This is a genomic window from Hymenobacter sp. CRA2 (assembly GCF_002007105.1).
In the GTDB taxonomy this organism is placed as follows: domain Bacteria; phylum Bacteroidota; class Bacteroidia; order Cytophagales; family Hymenobacteraceae; genus Solirubrum.
Map to the genome: position 1 here is coordinate 282,076 of NZ_MVBC01000006.1, position 23,563 is coordinate 305,638.

The following is a 23,563-nucleotide window of genomic DNA, read 5'->3' on the forward strand; positions in this document are numbered from 1 at the left end:
GATATTCCTTTATCTTAGCATCGTTCAATAAAATGAAGTTTGCTTCATATTGAATAGCGCGCTACTCTTGGTTGACCGAATTGTTGCCTTTTTTCCATCACCACTTCACCTGCGACACCATGGCCTCAAAAATACTGTCGTTCATTTGCCACGTGCCTGGCGTTATTCCTGGTGCCTATCCGGCTGTACCCACCACCGACGCTGCCGTGCCAACCCGCACCCCGTCGAGTGAGCGGCGTACCACCACTTCTGCCAGCGAGCCGGGCGGGCACTTTACAGCTATCTACGAAAACGAGCGGTTCGTGCGCTTCAAGTACATCAGCAACGCCAGCTAGCACGCCGTTGCCCTGCTGCGACCTGCCTTCCCGGAACGCCTGAGCCGCCCAATTGGCCCCCGTCGATTGGGCGGCAGCGTGTCCGGGGCCGGGCTCGGGGCTGATTTCGGGCTAACTTGCGCACCAGACCAAGTGCGTGAAATTATGCCCCTTGCCCCTCCCTTGCTGCGTTGTGTGCTGCTTATTCTGCTTGTTATCAGTGGAGTACTAGGCGTGCATCCGTCGGTGGCCCAAACGGCACCGGTACCCGCCGACAACACCTGGTACGGCGTGGTGGCACGCGGCAGCGGCCGGGCGTTGGAGGTACGCGGCGCCGCGGCGGAGGCCGGCGCGGCCGTGGTGCAGTGGGAATTTACCCAGGCGCCCAGCCAGCAATGGCGCTTTGTGCGCATCAGCCCGGGCAGCGAGTGGTACCGCATCGAAGTGCGCCATAGCACCAAGTGCCTGACGGCCGAGCGGGCCGACGAAAACGCCCCGGTAGTGCAGCGCCCGTACACGGGCAGCCTGTTTCAGCAGTGGAAGCTGGTGGCCGCCGGCCCGATTGGCAGTGCCCAACTGGTGTGCCGCGGCAACGAAACGGCCAGCCTGGCCGTGGCCTCGGCTGACAAGGCCAACGGTACCGCCGTGGTGCTGCAGCGCTACCTCGGGCGCGCCGCCCAGCAGTGGCGCCTGTTTCCGCTGCGCCTGCGCGTGGCGCCCAGCGCCCCTACGTTCGGGCAGCTAGCGCCTCTCGCGGCGGCCATCAATACGCCGGCCAACGAGCTGCAGCCCGTGCTGACGGCCGATGGCAAGACCCTGTACTTCGTGCGTACCCGTTTTGCGGGCAACATGGAAGGCGTGGCCGAATCGGGGGACATCTGGACCAGCCAGACCACCGACGACGGCCAGACCTGGAGCCCGGCTACGCGCCTCGATGCCCTGAATACCCCCCAGCACAACGGCGTGCAGGCCGTGTTGGCCGGCGGCGAAGCGCTGCTGTTGCGCGGCTGGTACCAGCCGCGCGAAAACTCCTCGCGCGACGAAGGTGCCTCCCGGGCCCGGCGCGTGGGCAGCGGCTGGGGCAAAATTGAGTCGCTGGAAATCACCAACTACTATTCCACGGGCACCTCCACCACTTTCTTTCAGCCTGCCGATGAAAAGGTGCTGCTTATGAGCCTGGAGCGCGCCGACGGGCAGGGCGGCAACGACCTGTACGTAAGCCAGCGCGACGGCAACGGCGGCTGGGGCGAGCCCCACAGCCTCGGCCCGGTGGTGAATTCGCCCGGCTTTGATTTTGCCCCGTGGCTGGCGCCCGACGGCAAAACGCTGTATTTCGCTTCCTACGGCCACGCCGGCTACGGCAGCGCCGACATCTTCGTGACCGAGCGGCAGGACGAGACGTGGACGCGGTGGAGCGAGCCGCTGAACCTGGGCCCGGCCGTGAACAGCGCGGGCTTCGATGCTTACTTCTCGCTCGGGCCCGACGGCAAATCGGCCTACTGGGCCATGTCGCGCACGGCCAACGGCCCCGCCGACATCGTGCGGGCCGCCGCCGGCCTCACGCCGCCCACCGACACGGCCGCCGCCAAGCCCGTGGTGGCCGTGGCCACTACCTCGGTGCCGCCGCGCGGCTTTGTGACCGGCAAGGTGCTGGACGCCCGCACCCGCAAGCCAGTAGTGGCGCAGGTAAAAGCCCAGCGGCTCGGCGGCGACATGGTGTTCAATGCCACCGGGCAGACCGATGCCGCCGGCGGTAATTTTCAGTTCTCGCTGCCGGCCGGGCGGTACCGGCTGGCGGCCACGGCCGGCGGCTTTCTGACCGCCGCCGATACGGTAATCGTGAACGGCGCCATGAACCTGGAGCTGCTGGTGCTGCCAGCTGCCGTGGGGGCCAAACTGGAACTGCCCACCATCATTTTTGCCCAGGGCAAAGCCAGCCTGCTCTCAGGCTCCTACAACGAGCTGAACCGCCTCGCGCGCACCTTGCTCGACAATCCCTCGGTGCAGATTCGGCTGGAAGGGCACACCGATAACCAGGGTGACGCGCAGAAAAACAAAGTCTTGTCGGAACAGCGCGTGGCCGAGGTAAAGCGCTACCTGGTAAGCCGCGGGGTAGGCGAGGAGCGCATCAGCACCGTCGGTTACGGTGGCAGCCGCCCGCGCGCCAGCAACGAGCGGGAGGAAACGCGCCGCCTGAACCGCCGCGTGGAATTTACCATCACCAAACAGTAGCCCCGCTGCCCAGTGCGCGTTGGTAATCTGGATCAAGCCGCTGGGAGAGAGTAGCCGCAAGCCCCATCCCGGCTACCTGGCACAGGCCCATCGGCGTAACCTTCAGCTGCCGATTCACCGTCATCTGCTCATGAAAGCCATTGTTCAGCGAGAAATAACCTTGCCGAAGCTGCCATCGGCCTCGGGCATCGAAGTGGTGGGCAATTACGCCTACATCATCGGCGACGATGCGCCCTTTCTCTACTGCTTTCAGGCGGCGGATCTGACGGCGGCCCGGCCCATTTCGCTGTTTGAAACGGCACACTTCAGCTCCGGCCGCATCCCCAAAAGCCTGAAGCCCGACCTGGAGTGCCTCACGGCCGTGGCCCTGCCTGACAAGGAAAGCGGGCTGCTGGTGATGGGCTCGGGCGCCACCGCGGCGCGGGAAGTGGGCTATTGGGTGAGCCTGGGGGCTGGTCAGCCGCCCAGCGCGGCCGTGTATCCGCTGTCGCTGACGCCGCTGTACGCCGCCCTGCGCGCGCTGCTGCCCAAGGGCCTGGAGCTGAACCTGGAGGCCGCTGCCGCCACCGACGACGCCCTGCTGCTGATGCAGCGCAGCGTGGGCACAGCTGCCGGCAACCTGGTGTTTCGTTGCCCACTGGGCCCCACGATGGAGTTTGTCCAGCACCGCACCAGCCGCTTGCCTAGCATTGACGTGCAGCGTTACGAGTTGCCCCGTATTGCTGGCAAGCCGGCGGGTTTTTCGGGCGCCACCATCCACGGTGGCCGCTTGTTCGTGACGGCCTCGGTGGAGGACACCACTGACCCCGTGGCCGACGGCGCGGTGCTTGGTAGCTTCGTGGGCATTATCGACCCGCGGCAGCCCACGCGCTCAGTGCTGCCCGCGGCGCTGGCCCTACTGGAATTGCCGGGCGGTCGGGCGTACCGCGGCAAAGTGGAAAGCGTAACGGTGCGCCGCGAACTGAGCCCCAGCCACTACGAGCTGCTGCTGGTAACCGACGACGATGCGGGCGGCTCCACCGCCGTATTCGTGGAGCTGACGCTGTAGCGACCCGTCAAGGAACGGTTAGTGGGTGAAGGGGGTACCCTACGGTTTCTGCGACGGTTGAACGCGTGCGTATGGCAGATTTTGGTAGCTTGGCAGCAGCTTTTCTCCCATCATCCTGCCGCTTATGGGCCTGTTCGATTTCATCCGCAACGAACTCATCGAGATTATTGACTGGGTCGATAACTCGACGGACACCGTCATCTGGAAATTCCCCGACCAGGAAAACAACATCAAGTACGGCGCGCAGCTGGTGGTGCGCGAATCGCAGGTGGCCGTGTTTCTGAACGAAGGCCGGATTGCCGACGTGTTTGGGCCGGGGCGCTACACGCTCACCACGCAGAACATGCCGGTGCTCACCACGCTGCGCGGCTGGAAGTACGGCTTTGAGTCGCCCTTCAAGGCCGACGTGTACTTTGCCTCCACCAAGCAGTTTACCAACCTGAAGTGGGGCACGCAGAACCCTTTCATCGTGCGCGACCCGGAGTTCAAGCAGGTACGCGTGCGCGCTTTCGGGACGTACGCCCTGCGCGTGCAGGACGCGGGCCAGTTCGTGCGTGAGTTTGCGGGTACGGCTGCCGTCCTGCGCATTGCCGACGTGGAAGGGCAGTTGCGCTCGGCCATCGTCAATAAGTTTTCCGACGCCATTGCCGAGGCCGGGGTGTCGGTGCTGGACCTGGCCCGTAACTACCAGGAGCTGGGCGAGCGGCTGCGCCCCCTGCTGCAGGACGACTTTGGCGCCTATGGGCTGGAGCTGACGCGTTTCTACATCGAAAACACCAGCCTGCCGCCCGAAGTCGAAGCCTTCCTCGACAAAACCACCCAGATGAACATGGTGGGCGACATGGGCCGCTTCCAGCAGTTTCAGGCCGGCGTAGCGGTAGAAAAAGCCGCTGAAAGCTCCGGGGCTGGCAGCGCCGCCGTGTTGCTCGGTGGCCTGGGCAACTTCATGGCCGGCACTACTGCTCCGGCTGGCGCTCCGGCCGCTGGCCCTGCGCCCGCCGCGGGCCCAACCGACAAGGCGCAGGTGCTGGAGCTGCTCAAGCAGCTCGGCGAGCTGAAAGCGGCCGGGGTGCTGAGCGAAGAGGAGTTTACGGCTAAGAAAGCCGAGCTGCTGGCCCGGTTGTAATCCCCGCATGGAACCATCTTTTCGCGCCGATGCCGACCCGAAGCAAGTCGGCAACGTGGTGCACGCGCCGTGCCCGCGGTGCGGCGCGCAGCTGAAGTTTTCGGCCGGCACCCAGCAGCTGAGCTGCGAGTACTGTCAGCACGCCGAGCCCATCGACTTTACGCGCAACCGGCTGCAGGAAAACCGACTGGACTTTCAGCTGCGGGGCCACGAGCTACCCCACGCGCCTACGGCCGAGAAACAGGTGTTTTCGTGCCACAACTGCGGGGCGCAGACCACCGTGGGCGACGACACGCCCACGATTACCTGCGCCTTCTGCGGTTCGAAGAACGTAAACCCCGACGCTCATAAAACCCGCCTGATCGAGCCGGCGGGCGTGATGCCGTTTTTCGTGCCGCGCGAGCGGGTGCAGCAGCAGTTTAAGGCTTGGGTGGGTAGCTACTGGCTGGCCCCTTCCAGCCTGAAATCGGGCGCGGCTCTCGACAACCTGCACGGGCTGTACATGCCGTACTGGACCTTCGACGCACAGGCCACCTCGGAGTGGGCGGGCGACGCGGGCTATTATTACTACGTAACGGTGGAAGGCCGCGACGCGAAGGGCAACCGCGTGACGCGGCAGGAGCAGCGCACCCGCTGGGAACACCACCGCGGCACGCACCAGGCGTTCTACGACGACCTGCTCATCATGGCCTCCAGTAAGCTCTCCATGGCCGAGCACCACGTGGCGCAGGCCAGCCGCTACGAGCTGCAGGCCGTCGTCGACTACGACCCGCGGCTGCTGCTGGGCTGGGAGGCCGAGGTGTACAGCATTGATCTGGCGGCCAGTGCCCACAAGGTGGAAAGCATTATTGGGCAGCGCGAGGAGGAGGCTTGCTCCGAGGAGCTGGGCGGCGACACCCAGCGTGGCCTGCAAGTGGACACGGTACTCACCGAGCAAACCTTCAAGCATCTGCTGCTGCCGCTTTGGATCTGTACCTACCAGTACCGGGGCAAGCTCTACCGGTTTCTCGTCAACGGGCAGACCGGTGAAGTAGCGGGCGAGCGGCCGGTTTCCTGGGTAAAGGTGGCCTTACTGGTCCTGCTGGCCGTGCTACTGCTGGCTGCCTTTGCGTACTGGCAAAGCCAGCCGACGCGCCACTAGCCCGCGGCTAGGCGGGGAGCTTGCGCAGCTGCCGGCCCAGCACCACGGCGCGGCCGCTGGCAAACTCAACCAGCATGGTGCCGTTGCTGCCCCGGATGCACTTGCCGCGTCCATCGAGCACGGCCACGCAAAGCTGCCCGACCAGCGGCGAGCCGGTGAGCCGGCATAGCCGGTCGCCAAGGTAGCGGTAGGAGGCAGGGGGATTGGGCATACCGGGGCCAACACGGGCCTGCCGGGTCGGAGTTCAGGTTTTGGCGCAAGTGCTGCCGCAGCGAACCTGAAGAGCCAGTGCAGATGCCGGTAGCGAGTCGTTGGCATTAGCATGGATTACCTGGTGTGGTCTGCCAGCCAGCGCTTTAAGCGCTAGGAAGTAGCCCATATGGCAAGACGTATAACCCGCCGTTTTTATTAGCTGACTGGCAAAGCAGAAAAGAAGTCGGGTCCATTCTTATCTAATCAGGTATGATGAAGCTTATGCCTTTAAGTTCGGCCTAAAACCATGCTATATGCTTAAACTAAAATAGGTTATGACTATTTATAGCGGAACTGAAATCTTAGCTGATAACCGAGGCGTTTTCCCAAAAAAGTAACGGAATAACGAAGCTTTTTTTGATGAATCCCGAGAAAAAAGAAGCAAAGAAGAATAGAACTTATCCGCTGATGTATTCCCAAAAATAGACACGGTTTCTAATAACTGGAAACTATGAGATATGTCATATCCAGCCTCTGGGTAAGTTTTTATATTGCTGACTTGTTAAAAGTCTTTTAATCCCGTTTCAGGGGAGTTATTGAATTATTCCACTTTGTGGGGTCTAATTTTGTGGTTGCCTTTCCGCGAGCTACTGCTGGGAAAGGGTGTTTCGACCAATTAACCCTCTTATATGAGAACACCCGTACGTTTTTGGGCCTTGCTGGGGTCCTTGATTCCGTTGGGTTTGGCTGGGCAGGCTTGGGGTCAGTGTACCTCCGCGGCCACCACCACGCTGGCATTTTCCAGTGGCGCAGCAAGCGGCGACTGGAAGGCACGCGCACCCTTGGCAGTACCCGCGGGTACCACTTTTACCACAATCGGCAGCAGCGGCTATAATTCCGCGGCTCCTACCGCCACGCTGGCTACGCAGCAGCTGAACGGAGTCACCTCGCTGGAGTGGGCAAACGCGCACGCAGGCGCTACCCCACTGGCCGATCGGTACTCCAACGTCACGTTTCGTTTCAACCGGGCCGTTAGTGGCGCTACCATCCGGATTCAGGACATCGACGCCTCAAGCGGCTTTATCGACCAGGTAACGTTTGCTGGAAGCAACAACGGTGCGGCGGTGGTACCTGCGCTGAGAAAGGCCAGCAACACGACAACAACCACTACCATCAGCGGAACTACCGCTACGGGGGCTTCCAACGTGGCCAACACCACGGATGGTACCATCATTGCCACCTTCAGTAGCGACATCACCGAAATAACCCTTACGTACCGCAACAACTTTAACGGGACGCCGGCCAACCAGGCGGTAGGCATCGAGCAGATATCCTGGTGCCGCGTCGCGCCCGTGGCCAGCGACGTGACCAACGCGGCAGCGCTGGCCAGCTCGGCTGCGCAAACGGGGATAAGCGGCCTGAGCGCGGTGGCCGACGGCTCGGTAACCAGCTTTACCGTAACGCAGCTGCCGGCCGCCAACGAAGGTGTGCTGTACTACAACTCGCCCGCTTTCCTGAACCCCAACCGGTACCTGGAAGTAACGCCCACCACGACGCTGTCCACTACCCAGGCGGCTACCCTGCGCTTCGATCCGGCGCCGAGTTTCTCGGGTGGCAACGTCACCTTTCTCTACACGGCAACCGACGATGCCGGGCTGGAATCGAACACCGCCACCTACACCATTCCCATCCAGGCGGTGGCCGGACCGGCGGGCTGCGGCAGCTCCTACCTCGATGGCACTTCGCACAGCGGCCTGACGGCGGAGTACTATAGCGGCAACTTCGCCGATAACCTGGGCTTCTTTGCCGCCGCCACGCCCGCCCTGCGGCGCTTTGACGCCCAACTGGACTTCGGCACCAGCGGTTGGGGCAACTTCACCAGTTTCACCTCGGGCACCATTGCCAACCCGGACAACTACAGCGCCCGTTACCGCGGCAGCATCTACGTGACCGAAGATGCGAACTACACCTTCTACCTGACCTCCGACGACGCCTCGTACCTCTGGCTCGACGCGGCCGCGCTGGCTGCCACACCTACGGTGGCATCGGCCACTATCAACAACGGCGGTGGGCATACCTCGCGGGAGCGTTCGGCCACGGTGTTTTTGAGCAAGGGCCTGCACAACCTGTTGATATTCTACGGCGAAGGCACCGGTGACAACCTATTGACCCTCGAGTATGCCCGCCCTGCGGCTAACGGCATTTCGGCCATCAGCCGGCAAGTCGTGCCCAACGCGGTGCTGTGCGCCGGCCCCGGCAACTTGCCCCCCGTAGCCAATAACGTCAGCGGCAACCTGCCGGCCGTGGGCTACACCCTCACGCAGGCCCTAAGCGGCACGGACCCCGACGGCAGCATTGCCAGCTTCATCATCAATACCCTGCCGGCCAACGGCACACTGGCCCTGAACGGCACGGCCGTAACCGTTGGCCAGAGCATTGCTGTGGCTGAGGCCGGCAACCTGACCTTCAGCGGCCTCGTGGGCACGACCTCGTTCCAGTACTACGCCGTCGACAACCAGGGCATGCGCTCGGTGGCCACGGCTACGTACACCATCAGCGCCCCGAACCGCGCGCCGGTAGTCAACAACGACTCGCGCGACGTGCCGCTGAACACCACCGTGAGCGGCAACGTGGTGCTGAATGACGCGGACCAGGAGCAGAACCTGTTCACCGTGACGCTAGCCAGCGGCCCCAGCCGCGGCACGCTCACGCTGAACGCCAACGGCACGTACTCCTACACGCCCGCCATGGGCTACACCGGCCCCGACAGCTTCACCTACACGGCCTGCGACAACGCTACGCCTTCTCTGTGCTCGGGCACGGCCACGGTAAACCTGCGCGTATTCAGTACGAACACGGCCTGCACCTCGGCCACGGGCTCGAACCTGCTGCAGAACCCGGCCTTCACCAGCGGCAACACGGGCTTCACCACCAACTACCGCTACGTAGCGTCGGGCTACACCACGACCAACGGAACCGTCAACGCCAACTCGGGCCTGTACCCGGAGGGCACCTACACGGTAGGCGCCAGCGCCACTACCTACCACCCGAGCTTCCAGGGCACGGGCCACACCGGCGGCACCGGCGACAACTTCCTGATGGTAAACGGTGCGGCCTCCATCCGCACCCTGTATGCCCAAACCGTAACCGTACAGCCGGGCCGCTACTACACCTTCTCGGCGTTCTTCAACAACCTGCTGGCCCCGGGCAGCAACGGCGGCGTGCCGGAGCTGGGCTTCGTTATCAACGGCGAAGCGGTATCGGGTACCATCACCCTGAACGAGTCGCCTGATCAGTGGGTGCAGTTCTCCGATGTGTGGTACTCGGGCACGAACACCACGGCTACCTTTGAAATCCGCAACGTGAGCACGGCCCTGGGCGGCAACGACCTGGCCGTGGACGACGTGTACTTCGGCTCGTGCAACCTGGCCCCCACGGCCGTAGCCGATGCCGCGACCATGCCTGGCAGCAGCGCCAGCACTACGCTGAACGTGCTGACCAACGACGTAGACCCGGAGAGTTCCTTCAACGCGGCCACCGTCGACCTGAACCCGAGCGTGGCCGGCCAGCAAACCTCCGTGGCCGTAACCGGTGGCAGCTTCTCGGTAAGCAACGGCGTGGTGACTTTCACGCCCGCCGCCGGCTTTGTGGGCACGGCTACGGCCAGCTACACGGTGCAGGATGCTGCCGGCGCCCCCACCAACCAGGCCAACATAGCCGTGACGGTGCTGCCGACCACGGCCGACCTGGCCATCAGCCTGACGGCCCCGACCAGCGGCTCGACCGTCACGGCCGGCCAGCCCGTGACTTTCACGGCCGTAACGACCAACAGCGGCGCGGCGGCCGCCAGCGGCGTGGCGCCCACCGTGCAGCTGCCCGCCGGCCTGACCGGCTCCGGCACCAACGGCGCGCTGACTTTCTCCAACGGCGGTAGCTACAACAGCACCACCGGTCTGGTGACCTTCCCGACCAGCAGCCTCGCCAACGGCGCCAGCGTGACCAACAGCGTTACCTTCCTGGCGCCCGGCGCGGGGCCCTTCAGCGGTGCGGCCAGCGTAACGGCCACCACTGCCGACCTGAATACGGCCAACAACACGGCCAGCGCGACGCTGAACGTGGCCACCGGCTTCGACCTGACCACCGCCATCGGCGGCCCGGCCAGCGCCGGCACCGGCACGGCCCTGACCTACGCCGTGGTGACGCGCAATGCCGGCCCCTCAGCCGCCACGGACGTGACGCAGACGGTGAGCTTCCCCGGCAACCTGACCGGCCTGTTCGTGTCGAACAACGGCACCTACGCCTACAACGCCGGTACCAACACCACCGTGGTGAGCTTCCCGAGCGTGGCCATGCTGCCGGCTGGCCAGACGTTGAACAACACCATCACCGTACCGGCGCCGGCTGCGGCTGCCACCTTCACGGCAACGGCAACGGTAGCCGCTACCACGGGCGAAACGACCACCACGAACAACTCCGCTACGGCCTCTACGACCGTGACGGCCACCTCCGGCCAGGCGGCCAACCTGATGACCGCCGTAACGGCTACCGCGGGCGGCACGGCCGTAACCAATGCAGCGGCCGGCACCGCCCTGACGCTGACGAGCACCGTCAACAACGCCGGCCCCGGCACCGCTACCGGCGTGGTGAGCACCCTGACCCTGCCAGCCGGCCTCAACCCGGCTACGCTGACCATTTCGGGCGGCGGTAGCTATAATGCCAGCACCGGCCTAGTCAGCTGGCCGGCCGTGTCGCTGACGGCTGGGAGTGCCCAGACGACAACGGTGCAGCTGCCGACGCCGGCCTACGGCCCGCTGCTGGCTTCGGCCAGCGCCAGCGGTACCTCGGCCGATGCCGTGATGGGCGACAACGTGGCCACCACCGTGGTGACCATCAACCCCAACGCCGACGTGGCCACCAGCATCGTGGGGCCGACGGCCGTAACGGCCGGCCAGCGCGTGAGCTACACCGTGACGACGACCAACAACGGCGGCGGCACAGCTTACAACGTGCAACAGTTTGTGCGCCTGCCCCCGGCCGTGGCCAACCTGAGCTACACCACCAACCTGCCCGCCGGCACCACCGGCGCGGTGGATGCCCAGCCCAACCAGGCGCTGCTGAGCTACCCGGTAATTGCTTCCCTGGCGCCCGGCCAGTCGGTGACGAACACCATCACGTTTGACGCTCCGGCCGTCGCTTCGTTCCCGAGCCTGGCCTACGTGACCAGCAGCACGCCCGACAACGTGACCAGCAGCAACACCAGCACCCTGACCGTCAGCACCACGCGTGCTTCGGACGTGGTAGCTTCCATTGCCGGTCCTTCGGTAGTGGTGAGCGGCACGCCGGTAGTGTACAGCGTACGCACCGCCAACAACGGTACCTCGCCGGCCGCCGGCGTAACGACCACCGTGCAGCTGCCCACCGACCTGGCCAGCGTAGTGGTGCGCGATGAAGCCGGCCAGGTTATCAACGGCGCCTACAACGCCGCAACGGGTATGGTAACCTTCCCGGCGCAGACGGAAGTAGCCGTCGGAACTGCCGGGGCGCTTACGCGCACCATCACCTTCTCGGCCCCCGATGCCGCGGCCATCAGCGCCACGGCCGTAGCCAGCGTAAGCACGGCCACCAACGACCTGAGCCGCGCCAACAACACGGCTACCTACACCACCAGCGTGCTGCGTCCCACGGCTACCTCGGCCGACCTGGGCGTGACGCTGGCGGCCAGCGCGGCCAACCAGACGGCCGGTCAGCCCGTGACCTACACCCTGACGACGACCAACAACGCCGCGGATGCCGCCAGCAACGTGGTGCAGCAGGTCGCTTTCCCGGCCGGGCTGAGCGCCGGTAGTTTCGTCATCTCAGGTGGCGGCAGCTACGACCCGGCCACCGGCCTGGTATCCTTCCCGACGCTGGCCACGCAGGCCGCCGGTGCCGTGGAAACGAACACCATCACCGTAACGGTGCCCGGCGTGGGGCCGCTGACGGCGGTAGCCAGCGTAAGCTCGGGCAGCAGCGATGGCACGCCGGCCAACAACACGGCCGTGAGCAGCGTGGCCGTGAATGCACTGAGCAACGTGCGCACGGTAGTGCGCAGCCAGGGCACGGCTTTGTCGGGCACCATGCTGGCCGGGCAGCCGGCCACCTACCTGGTGCGCGTGCTGAACGACGGGTTGTCGCCGGCCCAGAACGTGGGTTTCACGGCGCAAATCCCGGCCGGCCTCGACCCGGCCACGGTGAGCATCTCGGGCGGCGGCAGCTACAACGCCGGTTCGGGCCTGGTTACTTTCCCTGGCGCGGCTACGCTGCCGGCGGGGCAGGAGGCTTCGCTGGCCTACACCATCACCTTCCCGGCGCCGGGCACGGCCTATAGCGTAACGGCTACGGCCACGACTACCACGGCGCAGGTCGGCACCGCAGATGACTCGCAGACCTACAACACCACCCTGCTGAACCAGGCGCCGGTGGCCCACATGACGCAGAACAGCCTGACCGCACCCGACGGCAACACCTCGGAGGTAGCCCTGCCGCTCTCGCCGCTGCGCGCCAGCGACGCCGACGGCACCATCAGTAGCTTCGTCATCACCTCGCTGCCCGATGCGGCTACCCAAGGCACGCTGTACTACTCGGCCGACGGCGTGAACTACAGCCCCGTCGCCCTGAGCAACGGCCGCTTCAGCCTGCCGGCTGCCAATGCCGGCAACCTACGCTTCGATCCGGTGAGCAGCTTCGTGGGCAACGCCTTCCTGAGCTACCTCGCCGTCGACAACGCCAACGCTGAATCGGCGGCCGTGCTCTACGCCATTTCGGTGGGGCAGGACAACGCTTCGGTGTACACGGCCGCGCCGGTGCGGGGTGGTTCGCTGGAAACGGCTTACCAGAACGGTGACGTGATTACCAGCGCCGCCGACGCCAACGGAGCCGAGTACAGCTTCAGCAGCTCGACCAACCAGACGACGGTAACCGATACGGGCGTGCGCTCGGCCACCACCGACGCCGCCGGTACCACGCAGCTGGCTACCCTGGGCCTGGCCCTGAATCCGGCTACCGGTGCCATCACCGTGGCCAACCGCACGCTGCTGCGCGCCGGCAGCTACTCGGTAGTAGTAACGACCGTGGACGAGTTCGGCGGTACCAACGCGCAGACGGTGAGCTTCACCATCGGCTTCGGCCCGCTGCCCGTGACGCTGGTGGAGTTCGGGGTGAAAGCCCAGCGCAACGACGCGCTGCTGACCTGGACCACGGCCCAGGAAAAGGACAACGACCACTTCGACGTGGAGCGCAGCCTGGACGGGCGCACGTTTGAGAAAGTAGGCGAAGTAGCCGGCCACGGCACGGTGAGCAACGCCCAGCACTACCGCTTCACCGACGCCAACGCCGCCCGCCTCGGCCAGCTGGTGTACTACCGCCTGCGCCAGGTCGACTTCGACCGCGCCGACAGCTACTCGGCCATCCAGTCGGTGAGCTTCGGCCAGCTGACCACGGTGGAATTGACGCTCTTCCCCAACCCGGCTACCGAAGTGCTGAACGTGCGCCTGAGCGGTGCCACCGGCCAGGCGCAGGCTACGCTCTACAGCGCCGCCGGCCAGCTGCTGCGCACGCTTTCCTTCGACGCCGCTCAGCCTGCTACGCTGGATGTGCAGGCCCTGCCGGCCGGCACCTACCTGCTGCGCGTGCTCACGGCCGATGGCAAGGCCTATACCCAGCGCCTGGTGAAGCAGTAACCTGCCGCTGAATCCTGAAAAAGCCGCTGTCCATTCCGGGCAGCGGCTTTTTTGTTGTAAATGACGAATGAATGGGCGGCCTGTCTTGCTGGCGAAGAAAGGCCTGTTGTACCGTTGAACGACCATCGTTGTAACGACTTGCCCTAGGGTGAGAAGGTCCTTGACTACGTCGACCTTCGGCTCGCTCTGCTCAGGATGACAAAGGGAGCAGGGCCATCTGACCGGTTTCAGCGTTAGCTAACCCGAGGCAACGCGGCAGCCCACCAAAACCTAAGCCCGGTGCCGATAGTTGAAGAAGCTCGCCGCGGCCAACGGCCGGGGACTCCGCCTTTTTTCACCCTCCAGAGCTATATGTCAGCTACTCCCAAACACTGGTTTATTACCGGCGTCAGCACCGGTTTCGGCGCCGCGCTGGCCGAACTGATCCTTCAAAACGGCGACAAAGTGGCCGCCACCTTCCGGCAGCAGGAGCAAGCCGATGAATTTACCCAGAAAGCCGGCGAAAACGGCCGCGGCCTCGTCTGCGACGTCACCAACGAAGCCGAAGTGAAGCAGGCCGTGGCCGACGCCATTCAGGCCCTAGGCCACCTCGACGTGGTGGTGAACAACGCCGGCTACGGCTCCTTAGGCAGCATCGAGGAAATCGACGAGGCCGAGGTGCAGCGCCAGTTCGACGTGAACGTGTTCGGCCCCCTGCGCGTGCTGCGGGCCGTGCTGCCTCACCTGCGCGAGCGGCGCACGGGCCACGTGCTCAACATCACCAGCATCGGCGGGCTCAAGACCTTCCCCGGCGTGGGCGTGTACAACGCCAGCAAGTTTGCCCTCGAAGCCCTCGGCGAAAGCCTGGCCCAGCAGGTCGGCCCGCTCGGTATCAAGGTCACCAACATCGAGCCCAGCGGCTTCCGCACCGACTGGGCCGGCCGCTCGGCCAACGTGGTAACCACCGCCATCGAGGATTACCAGCCCACCGTGGGCCAGAACCTGGCCGGCATCCAGGGCTACAGCGGCCGTCAGCCCGGCGACCCGCAGCGCGCCGCCCAGATTATGTTTGATCTGGTGCGCCAGGAAAATCCGCCCCTGCACCTGCCGTTGGGCAAAGCTGCCGTCAAAGGCGCCCGCGAGAAGTTCACGGCCCTGGTACAGGAACTGGAAAGCGTCGCCAGCCTCGGCAACTCAGCCGACTTCCCGGAATAGGGCAGAGGCTCGTCATTTGTCTTCGCCACACCAACAGCCCTTCGGCCACCGGCCGGAGGGCTGTGCTTTTGATAGTCGACGTATCGTTCGGGCAGGGGTAGAGCTGAGCAAAAAGCCGCACGGCCAGCTGTAGCTAGCTTCCGGGGTGGCTGAAAAAAGCAAGCCCCGGGCTGGTGGCCCGGGGCTTTGCCTGAATCGACGCTGGAACAAGCTCACTCCCCAGAGTTAGCACCAGAGTGTTCGAGCGACAGGCGGTTAGGTATTCGGAGTGGCGTCAAAAAACTGCAGTTGCTGGCGGAAGGCCTTCACGGTTCGCTTGTCTTTTAGCAGAAACACGTAGGTCGGCACGCCATCGGCCTGAATGCGCATCGGGCTGGTTTCGAACCCGAAGAGGCCGAGCAGGCGCTGCAGCAGCAGCGGGGTTTGCTTGTGAATTTTGTCGTTTTTCAGGTTGACCAGCATGGAGTAGTTCATGCCGTGCTCCAGGGCCCAGGGTTTGAGCATCCCGTGCGCAAAGCCAGTCAAACGGTGCTTGACGAAGAGCAGGGCATCCTGGTAACTGATAACCAGCTCGGGAGCCAAGCGGGTGGCGGAAGAGAAAGAAACGGGTTGCATGGTGTGGAGAGCATGGGTAAGGGGGAGCGTGGTGTGCTTAAAATATATACAAAATTATAATTTAATATTAGCCGGGCCTTTCTGGCTGGTATGTGGCTCCGTGCGCTGGTCGACTGCTTTTCCGCCGCCGATAACCCCGCCAAGCGCGGGGCCCATGACGGAGCTGGGTAATCATTCGCCGAACTCCTACCTTTAGGGCCCGTTAATCCGCGTTCTATGCATCCACTGGCCGCTATCTTATTGGTCGACGACGACCCGTCGACGAATTTCCTCAACGAAGCTACGCTGTACTCCCTGCGGCTGACGGATACCTATTGGGCGGCCAAAAACGGGGCCGAAGCCATTGCTATGCTCAAGCGGCAGGAGGTTAGCGCTTCGCCCTCGCGCCCGATTCTGGTGCTGCTGGATATTGCCATGCCCGTGATGGGCGGCATGGAGTTCCTGGAGGCCCTCGAAACCCTGCCCCGCGAGCTGCAAGCCAGCGTGGTGGTGGTGGTACTGGCCGTCAGCATGACTTCCGACGACCTGAGCCGCATCGGCAAATACCCCGTGGCCGGCACCGTGAGCAAGCCGCTCACCGGCGAAAAGTTGACCACCATCCTACAGCTGCACTTCAACGCTCAGGGCCTGGGCCAGCTGCCTCCGGCGCAAGGGTAGAGCTGGGGCCCACGAGGCTTAGCTGCCCCGTTCTGGCGGTATCTGCAAGACTAATTGCGCCTGGCATGGTCAGGCCTCTTTCTTACGTATTTATTTACCGGCCGCTTCTACGCCGCTGACGGTGGCTGCACCAGTGAGGTAGGCCAATTGCGCCTGGACTTCGGCCAGGCGCGCCTGTTTAGCCGCTTCGCGCTGCGCGGTGGCCGCGCGTGTCCAGTAGCGGTGGGTGCTCAAAAAGCGTTGCTGAAGCTCCAGCCAACCGAATTCATCGAAGAGCTGCCCGCGGGCCGCCAGCTCCTGGCGCAGCGTCTGGCTGATGGGCCAGTAATCGGCACGGCCGAGGTAATCCAGGTCGGCGTCGCAGACGATGCGGGCCAGCGGCTCGTGGCCGGGCGTCTGGGGCATTTGCGTGGCCATGATGAGCTGGCAGATCAGCTCTACCTGCGCCCCGGAGTAGCCAAAACCAGGTAGTACCCGGCGGGCCAGCGCGCAGCCAGCGGCTTCGTGCCCGTGGTAGGTGGTGAGGAAGCCCGCGTCGTGGTAGTGGGCGGCAGTGCGCAGCAGGGCCAGCTGCTCGGCGTCGGCGACGCCCTCAGCGGTGGCCAGGGCCAGGGCGGCCGTTACCACGTCGAGGGTATGGTGCCGGCCGTGGTAGGTGAGGGCAGCGGGCAGGTGGCGGAGCTGATCGAGCACGTACGCTTCGGCGCGGGGACAATCCATGGGAGAGCAGCAGGAGCAAGCGGGGGCTAATTACCGGAAATTTCCGCGCTGGACCGCGTCGGACGCTATCTTGCAACTTCAACGGGGGCAGGCCCGCCACTTTAGCTATCCAGAATGACATTACTCGCACGCTGGCAGCAACTGCTAGGCATTCGCGCCGGGGAAGGCCGTACGGTAGGGCTGTTCTTCCTGCACAATTTCCTGCTGGGCATCGGCACCATCCTGGTGTACGTGTCGGCCAACGTCATCCTGCTCGAAAACCACCCGGAGCAAAACCTGCCGCTGGCCTACCTGGCCGCTGCCGCCGCCATGCTGGTCGCTGGCCAGATCTACCGCCATTACGAGCACCACCTCGGCCTGCAGCGCGTGGCCGTGCGGGTGCTGCTGGCCAGCATCGTGCTGACGGGCGTGCTGGCTGCGCTGGTCACCTGGGGCCACTCAGCTGCCGCGGCCGTGGCCATCATGACGGGCTACCGCGTCATTTACCTGCTCACCAACCTGGAGTTCTGGGGCGTATCGGCCGTGGTGTTCGATGTGCGCCAGGGGCGGCGCCTGTTCGGCGTCATCAGCTCCGGCGACATGCCCGCCAAGGCAATGGGGGCCGTGCTGGCCATTCTCATTCACCACCATTCCGACTTGCTCTGGCTGTTGCTCACTGCCTTTGGGGCCTACCTGGCGGCCCTGCTGGTGCTGCGCAGCACTGGCCGCGCCCACTCGGTGGAGGTGCGCGAAGCCGCCCGTGCCACGCGGCAGCAGCCCGTAGCCGCGGCGCTGCAGCGCTGGTTCGGCAGCAGCCGCCTGGTGCTGACGATGTGCCTGAGCATGCTGGCCATTGCCGCCGTCACCACGGGTATCGAGTACTCGTTTTTCGTCAACGTCAAGCACAAGTTCCACGACCAGGCCATGGTAATGCGCTACGTGGGCACGGTGCTGGTGGCGGCTTACCTGCTGGCCTTGCTCTTCAAGCTGCTGTTTTCGCGCGCCGCCACCGACCAGGTAGGGGTGCGCCGCATGTTGGTGCTGCTGCCCGGCGTGCTGGCCGCCGCCATGCTGCTGGCAGCCCGGCTGTGGTTTGTGCAGGCCGATGACGAAACCCTGCTGCTGTATTTCTGCGGCGTGTTCGTGACGCTGGAGGTGCTGCGCCGCGCTCTGTTCGATCCGCTGTTTCTGACGCTGTTTCAGCCCCTGTCGCCGCCCGAACGCTTGCAGGCGCACACCCTGGCCAAGGGCGTGTACGAGCCGTTGGGGCTGGGTTTGGGCGGGCTTTTGTTGCTGGCCGTGCACCAGCTGCCCGACGTATCGGCCTGGGCGCCCTTCGTGTGGATGAGCGGGTTCGTGCTGCTGGCCTGGTACTTCCTGCACCGCACCCACGCCCATTACCTGGCTGAGCTGCAGCACGCCCTGAGCCGCCGTTTCTCGGGCACCACCGAAACCGCCAGCAGCCTGCGCTGGGCCGATATGGCCGGCAGCGGCGGCAGCGCGGCGCCCGACTTCAACCCGACCGACTTCGCGCCCGTTGCGCCCGGCCAGCTGATCGAAGCACTGCGCGACAAGGCTACCCGCCCGGCGGCGGCGCAGGCCTTGCTGCAGCAGGGCCCCGAGGCCGTGCCGGCCCTGGCGCAGGTGCTCGATAGCCCCGAGGCCGACGACGCCCTGGTGCGCCGCGTGGCGCTGCTTTGCGGCCGCCTGCCCCTGCCCGCCAGTCGGCAGGCCCTCATTGCGCTGGCCTGGCAGCCTCACTTGTTCCGCCGCGAAGCCGCGCTGCGCGCCCTGCGCAGTTTTGCGCCCCAGGCCGCCGAAGCGCCCGTGTTCGAAGCCCTGGTGCAGGAGGAATTGCAGCTGGCCCGCCACCTGCTCACGGGCTTGACGGAGCTAGCGCCGGATGAACCGCTGGCCCGCAGCCTGGAGTACGAGCTGACGCGGGTGCAGCAGCGCCTGTTTAGCTTGCTGGCCCAGCTCTACCCGCCCCAGCTTATTGCCGATGCCCAGCGCGGCGTGGCCCAGGCCGCGCGCGAGCGGCAGGCCAACGCCCTGGAAATCCTCGATAACCTCATTCCGCGGCCCGTTTACCAGGCCTTGCAGGCCCTGTTGGAAGTGGCGCCGGCTCCGGAGCGCCTGCGCACCTTCGAGCGGCTGCTCACCTACGACGAACCCCTGGCCGGCATTGTCGCCACCGTGGCCCGCCGGGGCGAAGCCGCTTTCACCGATTGGACCATTGCCCAGGCCCTGCAGCAGTGGCAGCCCACCGCCGCCCTGGCCGATGCCGCCGCCTTGCTGGCCCGGCTCGGCAGCCCTAGCCCGCTGGTGCGGGAAGCGGCCCTAGCCCTGGCCCGGCGTCTGCAGCAGCAGGAGCGTGGTCTTTATCAACAGTTGCTGACGCACCAGCCCACCCTCGACGTCCTTATGAGCCATTCAGGCCCCCAACCCCGTATTTCCGCTGCCGAGCGGGTGGCCCTGCTCAAGCACACCGCCTTGTTTGCCGCCACTCCCGAAAACGTGCTCAGCAGCATCGTGCCCATCATGAAGGAAGTCAGCTTCCCGGCTGGGGAACAGATTTTTGCCAAGGGCGACCTGGGCATTTCGCTGTTCATCGTGCACCAGGGCGAGGTCGGCATCTTCTCCGGCGCGCAGCAGCTGGCCACCTTCGGGCCCGGCGACTTTTTCGGCGAGCTGGCCCTGCTCGATGCCGAGCCGCGTTCCGCTTCGGCCATCACTCAGGGGCCGGTTACCGCCTTCCGCCTCGATCAGGACGACTTCTACGACGTGATGGAGGAGCGCCCCGAGGTGCTGCGCAACATCCTACGCGTGCTCTGCCAGCGCCTGAGGCGGCAAAACGAGAAGTCGGTAGCGGCGGGGTAGAGGTAAAAAGCCGTCATCCGGAACAGAGCGAAGGACCTTGCCACGCCAGAACGACCGTCGTTGCAACGACTCGTTCAGCGGTGACAAGGTCCTTCGCTCTGTTCCGGATGATGATATGGAGCTGGATACTAGGCCACCACCTCGTAAATCATCACCGGCTGGGTCTTGTTTTTCAGGCTGACTTCGTGCAGCGGGCGGCACTGGAAGGATTCCTTCACCAACTCGTAGGTCGATTCGGTGATGATGACCTGCCCGGGCTGGGCCACCGACTGCAGGCGCTGGCTCACGTTCACGGTGTCACCGATGACGGTGTAATCCAGGCGCTTGAGCGAGGCCGAGCCGATGTTGCCCGATACCATTTCGCCGGTATTCACGCCGATGCTCACCTGCGGCTGGTACTTCTTGCCGTCGGGCAGGGTGTACTCGTTGGCCTGCACCGTGGCGCGCACAGCCAACGCTGCGTCGATGGCGCGGTCCAAGTGAAAGTCGCCGCGGAACACGGCCATGACGGCGTCGCCCATGAACTTGTCGACGCGGCCGCCCTGGGCAATGATTTCCTGCACCATCTGGTCGAAGTAGGTGTTAAGCATGCCCACGATATCGGCCGGGGGCAGCACTTCCGAGAGCGAGGTGAAGCCGCAGATATCCACGAACAGCACGCTGGCCTGCACCGTCTCGCTGACCATGAGCGTGTGCTCAAACTCGGGCCGGGCCATCACGTTGAGCACCGTCTCGTCCACGTACATCTTCAGGATGTTGTTTTCCTGAATGGCGCGCAGTGTTTCGCGCAGCTGCTGCACGTGCTGGGCGGTTTTCTCCATCGTCGTTTCCAGGTCGGCGAAGTCCACCGGCTTGGTCACGAAGTCAAAGGCGCCGCGGTTCATGGCCGTGCGGATGTTCTGCAAGTCGCCGTAAGCCGACACCATCACGGCTTTCACCACCGGGTTGGCCTCCTGCAGCTTGGAAAGCAGCGTGAGCCCGTCCATCACCGGCATGTTGATGTCGGAGAGGATGATATCGGTATCCGGGTGCTGGGCCAGCACCGTCAGGGCTTCCTGTCCGTTGCCGGCAAAGAGAAATTCGTAGACGTTTTCGCGGATTTTGCGCCGGAACTTCTGCTTGATGAGCAGTTCCAGGTCCGCTTCGTCGTCCACGACGAGGATTTTAGTTTTCATGCGTTTCCATAGCGGCCAGCTTGGCCTTGAGGGCAACGAAGTCTACGGGCTTGGTCAGGAAATCGTCGGCCCCGAGGCGCAGGGCCTGGTCGTGGCTGTCCTGGTCGCCGTAGGCCGTAATCATCATTACCTGCGGGGGCGGCGGGGCGGGGTACTCCTGGCGGATGTGGCGCAGCAACTCCAGCCCGCTCATGCCGGGCATGTTGATGTCGCTGAGAATCAACACTACTTCCGAAGCGTGCGCGTGCAGGTAATCGAGGGCTTCTTCGCCGGAGTACGCAAAGGAGAAGGAAAACTGCCCGCTGCGGATTTCGCGGCGGAAGCGCTGCTCAAACAGCGTGCGCACGTCCGGCTCGTCGTCGACCACTAGTATTTTCATCGTAAGCAAAGCTAGCAGAAACCGGTAGTGCACCGGCTACGCTACGCCGGTAAGGTGATAATAAACTCGGTGCCCTGGCCTTCCGCCGACTCCACTTCGATGTTGCCGCCGTGGCCCTTGGTGACGATGTCGTAGCTCAGCGACAGGCCCAGGCCGGTGCCCTCGCCGGTGGGCTTGGTGGTGAAGAACGGCTGGAAGATTTTCTGCTGCACCTCCGCCGGAATGCCCGTGCCGTTGTCCTGCACCCGGATTTCGATGTGGCCTTCCGCGCGGCGGCGCGTGGCTACGTTTACCGTGGGCACAAACCCGGCGCCGGCCGCTTCCTGGCGCTTCTGCACGGCGTAGAACGCGTTGGTAAACAAGTTCAGCAGCACCCGTCCCAGGTCCTGCGACACGGCCGCGATGCTGCCCACCGCCGGGTCGAAGAAGGTGGTAATGGTGGCGTTGAAGGACTTGTTTTTGGCGCGTAGGCCGTGGTAGGCCAAGCGCAGGTACTCGTCGGCGAGTTTGTTGACGTCGGTGGGCTGCCGTTCGCCGGTGTTCTGTCGGCTGTGCTCCAGCATGCCCCGCACGATGCTGGCGGCGCGCTGCCCGTGGTGGGTAATCTTCTCCAGGTTCTGCTTGAGGTCGGCGAGCAGCTCGGCCTCCAGGTCCGGGTCACGGTCCGGGCGCTGCTGCTCCTCCAGCAGCTCCTGCACCAGCTCGGCCGATACGTCGGAGAAGTTGGTGACGAAGTTCAGCGGGTTCTGAATTTCGTGGGCAATACCGGCGGTCAGCTCGCCCAGCGAGGCCATTTTTTCGCTCTGAATCAGCTGATCCTGGGTGGTCTTTAGCTCGTCGAGGGCGTGCTGCAGCTCCTGGGCCTGCTGGGTGAGCGTGGCGGTGCGCTCGGCCACCATGCGCTCCAGTTCGCTGTTCTCGGCCTCGATGCGCCGCTTCTCGGCTATTTCCTGCTCCCGCTCCAGCCGCTCTTGTTCCAGGTGCTTTTTCTGGTTGCGGGCAATCAGCACGAAGGTCACCAGCCAGATGATGGCAAAGCCCTGCGACGTTTCAAATACGCTGTCAAAGTCCTTGAGCAGGCTTCTGCCCATCAGCGCTACCAGCAGCTCGATGACGGAGTACACGGCATAGGGCGCGATGCCCAGCAGCAGCGTGCGGGCCGGGCGGTATTCCTGCACGCGCAGCAGCACCAGGGAAACGGCGCTGAGTACGAACACCTGGTACACCTCGTCGAGCAGCTCGGAATTCCAGCCCGCTGAACAGGCCAGCAGTACCACGCCGGGCACCCAAATCCAGTCGAGCTGGCGGTTGAGCCGGGGCAGGCGGTTGGGGAGGTCCAGGAACTGGCGCAACATCCGCACAACCCATAAGGCCAGCAGGATGGGAAGGACCAGCGAAAAGTTGAATTTCATGGCAGCGGGCAGGGGCAAGAAAGTCGGTAAGGTAGTAGCCGGGCCGCTTACTCCTTGGCCCGCGCGGTTTTTTTGCTGGTCAGTAGCTCCGGCACGGGCAAGGTGAGCACCAGCACGGGGTTGTTGGTGCGCGGGGTTTTCTGCTGCGTCGTGCCGGCTTCTTTGTTATCCTTGGCAAGAGCCCGGATAGCGTAGCCCACCACCGTGGGCAGCGTCACGCGCAGCGTTAGCGTCTGCGGGGGCGGCGCAGGAGCGGCGGGCGGCGCTGGGGCCGGCTGGGTTTGTGCCCGGGCGCCAGTGGCCGCCAAGCCTAACCATAGTATGAGTAGAAATAACCGTTGGCAACCCGACATGCAGAAGCGTATTGGTGCCCAAAGATGGGAGGATATGCGCAGTGGCGCCAAAATCGGCGGCCGTTACTGCTGGGTTAGATTCAAAAGAGGCCAGCGACGTTGCCTGAACATAGCTATGGCTACCGAAAATATAAGCTGGGTGCCCGCCCGATAAAGCTTTGGTGCCGCTAAAAGCAAACAGCCCCTTAGCCGCTAGGCCGAGGGGCTGAAGGAGGTGCAGCAGGTGCAGGCTAGGAGAAGCCCCCAATCTGGCAAACAGGTATCTAAAAAAGGGTATTTATAGCAGATTCACAGACAATGTAGCTGCTGGCGCTCCGCGTACGTAAGCGGCTGTATGCAAGCATACTCGATGGATTTGCGTCAGCGCGTGGCGCAGGCGCTGGCCGAGCCGGGCGCCCGGCAGGCCCAAGTGGCCGCGCGCTTTTGCG

The 23,563-nt window shown here is 64.3% G+C and carries 16 protein-coding genes; 9 read left to right on the forward strand and 7 right to left on the reverse strand.

Features of this window, described 5'->3' with window-relative positions; genetic code table 11:
- The first annotated feature begins 119 nt into the window (after positions 1–119).
- The 5 genes from B0919_RS12065 to B0919_RS12085 all read left to right on the forward strand — a co-directional run bounded on the left by B0919_RS12065 (position 120) and on the right by B0919_RS12085 (position 5,861).
- On the forward strand, positions 120–335 hold the full coding sequence (locus B0919_RS12065; protein WP_139362081.1) for a hypothetical protein: 216 nt from the start codon (positions 120–122) through the stop codon (positions 333–335).
- A gap of 174 nt (positions 336–509) precedes the next feature.
- A complete protein-coding gene (locus tag B0919_RS12070; RefSeq protein ID WP_176133012.1) occupies positions 510–2,546 on the forward strand; it encodes an RICIN domain-containing protein in 2,037 nt (678 codons plus the stop codon).
- Positions 2,547–2,676: 130 nt separating this feature from the next.
- Positions 2,677–3,594, forward strand: a complete 918-nt coding sequence (locus tag B0919_RS12075) for a DUF6929 family protein (protein ID WP_078012501.1) — start codon at positions 2,677–2,679, stop codon at positions 3,592–3,594.
- 124 nt (positions 3,595–3,718) lie between these two features.
- Positions 3,719–4,720 carry an SPFH domain-containing protein gene (locus tag B0919_RS12080; RefSeq protein WP_078012502.1) on the forward strand — a complete coding sequence of 334 codons (1,002 nt, stop codon included), beginning with the start codon at positions 3,719–3,721 and terminating at the stop codon, positions 4,718–4,720.
- 7 nt (positions 4,721–4,727) lie between these two features.
- Complete coding sequence (locus tag B0919_RS12085) at positions 4,728–5,861, forward strand: hypothetical protein (protein WP_078012503.1); 1,134 nt, start codon at positions 4,728–4,730, stop codon at positions 5,859–5,861.
- A gap of 7 nt (positions 5,862–5,868) precedes the next feature.
- On the opposite strand, the gene B0919_RS12090 is transcribed toward B0919_RS12085, so the two are convergent.
- Complete coding sequence (locus B0919_RS12090; protein WP_078012504.1) at positions 5,869–6,072, reverse strand: hypothetical protein; 204 nt, start codon at positions 6,070–6,072, stop codon at positions 5,869–5,871.
- 670 nt (positions 6,073–6,742) lie between these two features.
- Here B0919_RS12090 and B0919_RS12095 point away from each other — a divergent pair.
- Together B0919_RS12095 and B0919_RS12100 are read left to right on the forward strand one after the other, a co-directional pair.
- Entirely contained in the window at positions 6,743–13,771 is a 7,029-nt protein-coding gene (locus B0919_RS12095; protein ID WP_078012505.1) for an Ig-like domain-containing protein, read from the forward strand.
- 351 nt (positions 13,772–14,122) lie between these two features.
- On the forward strand, positions 14,123–14,965 hold the full coding sequence (locus B0919_RS12100; RefSeq protein ID WP_078012506.1) for an oxidoreductase: 843 nt from the start codon (positions 14,123–14,125) through the stop codon (positions 14,963–14,965).
- Between the two features lie 255 nt (positions 14,966–15,220).
- Here B0919_RS12100 and B0919_RS12105 read toward each other — a convergent pair whose 3' ends face one another.
- Entirely contained in the window at positions 15,221–15,580 is a 360-nt protein-coding gene (locus B0919_RS12105; RefSeq protein ID WP_139362082.1) for a hypothetical protein, read from the reverse strand.
- Positions 15,581–15,796: 216 nt separating this feature from the next.
- On the opposite strand from B0919_RS12105, the gene B0919_RS12110 reads away from it, so the two are divergent.
- Complete coding sequence (locus B0919_RS12110; RefSeq protein WP_078012508.1) at positions 15,797–16,237, forward strand: response regulator; 441 nt, start codon at positions 15,797–15,799, stop codon at positions 16,235–16,237.
- Between the two features lie 90 nt (positions 16,238–16,327).
- Here B0919_RS12110 and B0919_RS12115 read toward each other — a convergent pair whose 3' ends face one another.
- Positions 16,328–16,957 carry an HD domain-containing protein gene (locus tag B0919_RS12115; RefSeq protein ID WP_078012509.1) on the reverse strand — a complete coding sequence of 210 codons (630 nt, stop codon included), beginning with the start codon at positions 16,955–16,957 and terminating at the stop codon, positions 16,328–16,330.
- Positions 16,958–17,071: 114 nt separating this feature from the next.
- On the opposite strand from B0919_RS12115, the gene B0919_RS12120 reads away from it, so the two are divergent.
- Complete coding sequence (locus tag B0919_RS12120; protein WP_078012510.1) at positions 17,072–19,816, forward strand: cyclic nucleotide-binding domain-containing protein; 2,745 nt, start codon at positions 17,072–17,074, stop codon at positions 19,814–19,816.
- A 128-nt stretch (positions 19,817–19,944) separates the two neighbouring features.
- Here B0919_RS12120 and B0919_RS12125 read toward each other — a convergent pair whose 3' ends face one another.
- The 4 genes from B0919_RS12125 to B0919_RS12140 are packed head-to-tail and all read right to left on the reverse strand — an operon-like array spanning position 19,945 to position 23,090.
- Complete coding sequence (locus B0919_RS12125) at positions 19,945–20,991, reverse strand: adenylate/guanylate cyclase domain-containing protein (RefSeq protein WP_078012511.1); 1,047 nt, start codon at positions 20,989–20,991, stop codon at positions 19,945–19,947.
- Complete coding sequence (locus B0919_RS12130) at positions 20,981–21,370, reverse strand: response regulator (protein ID WP_078012512.1); 390 nt, start codon at positions 21,368–21,370, stop codon at positions 20,981–20,983. The genes B0919_RS12125 and B0919_RS12130 overlap by 11 nt, the downstream gene beginning before the upstream one ends.
- Positions 21,371–21,411: 41 nt before the next feature.
- On the reverse strand, positions 21,412–22,782 hold the full coding sequence (locus B0919_RS12135; protein ID WP_078012513.1) for an ATP-binding protein: 1,371 nt from the start codon (positions 22,780–22,782) through the stop codon (positions 21,412–21,414).
- Between the two features lie 47 nt (positions 22,783–22,829).
- Complete coding sequence (locus B0919_RS12140; protein ID WP_078012514.1) at positions 22,830–23,090, reverse strand: hypothetical protein; 261 nt, start codon at positions 23,088–23,090, stop codon at positions 22,830–22,832.
- Positions 23,091–23,563 lie beyond the last annotated feature (473 nt).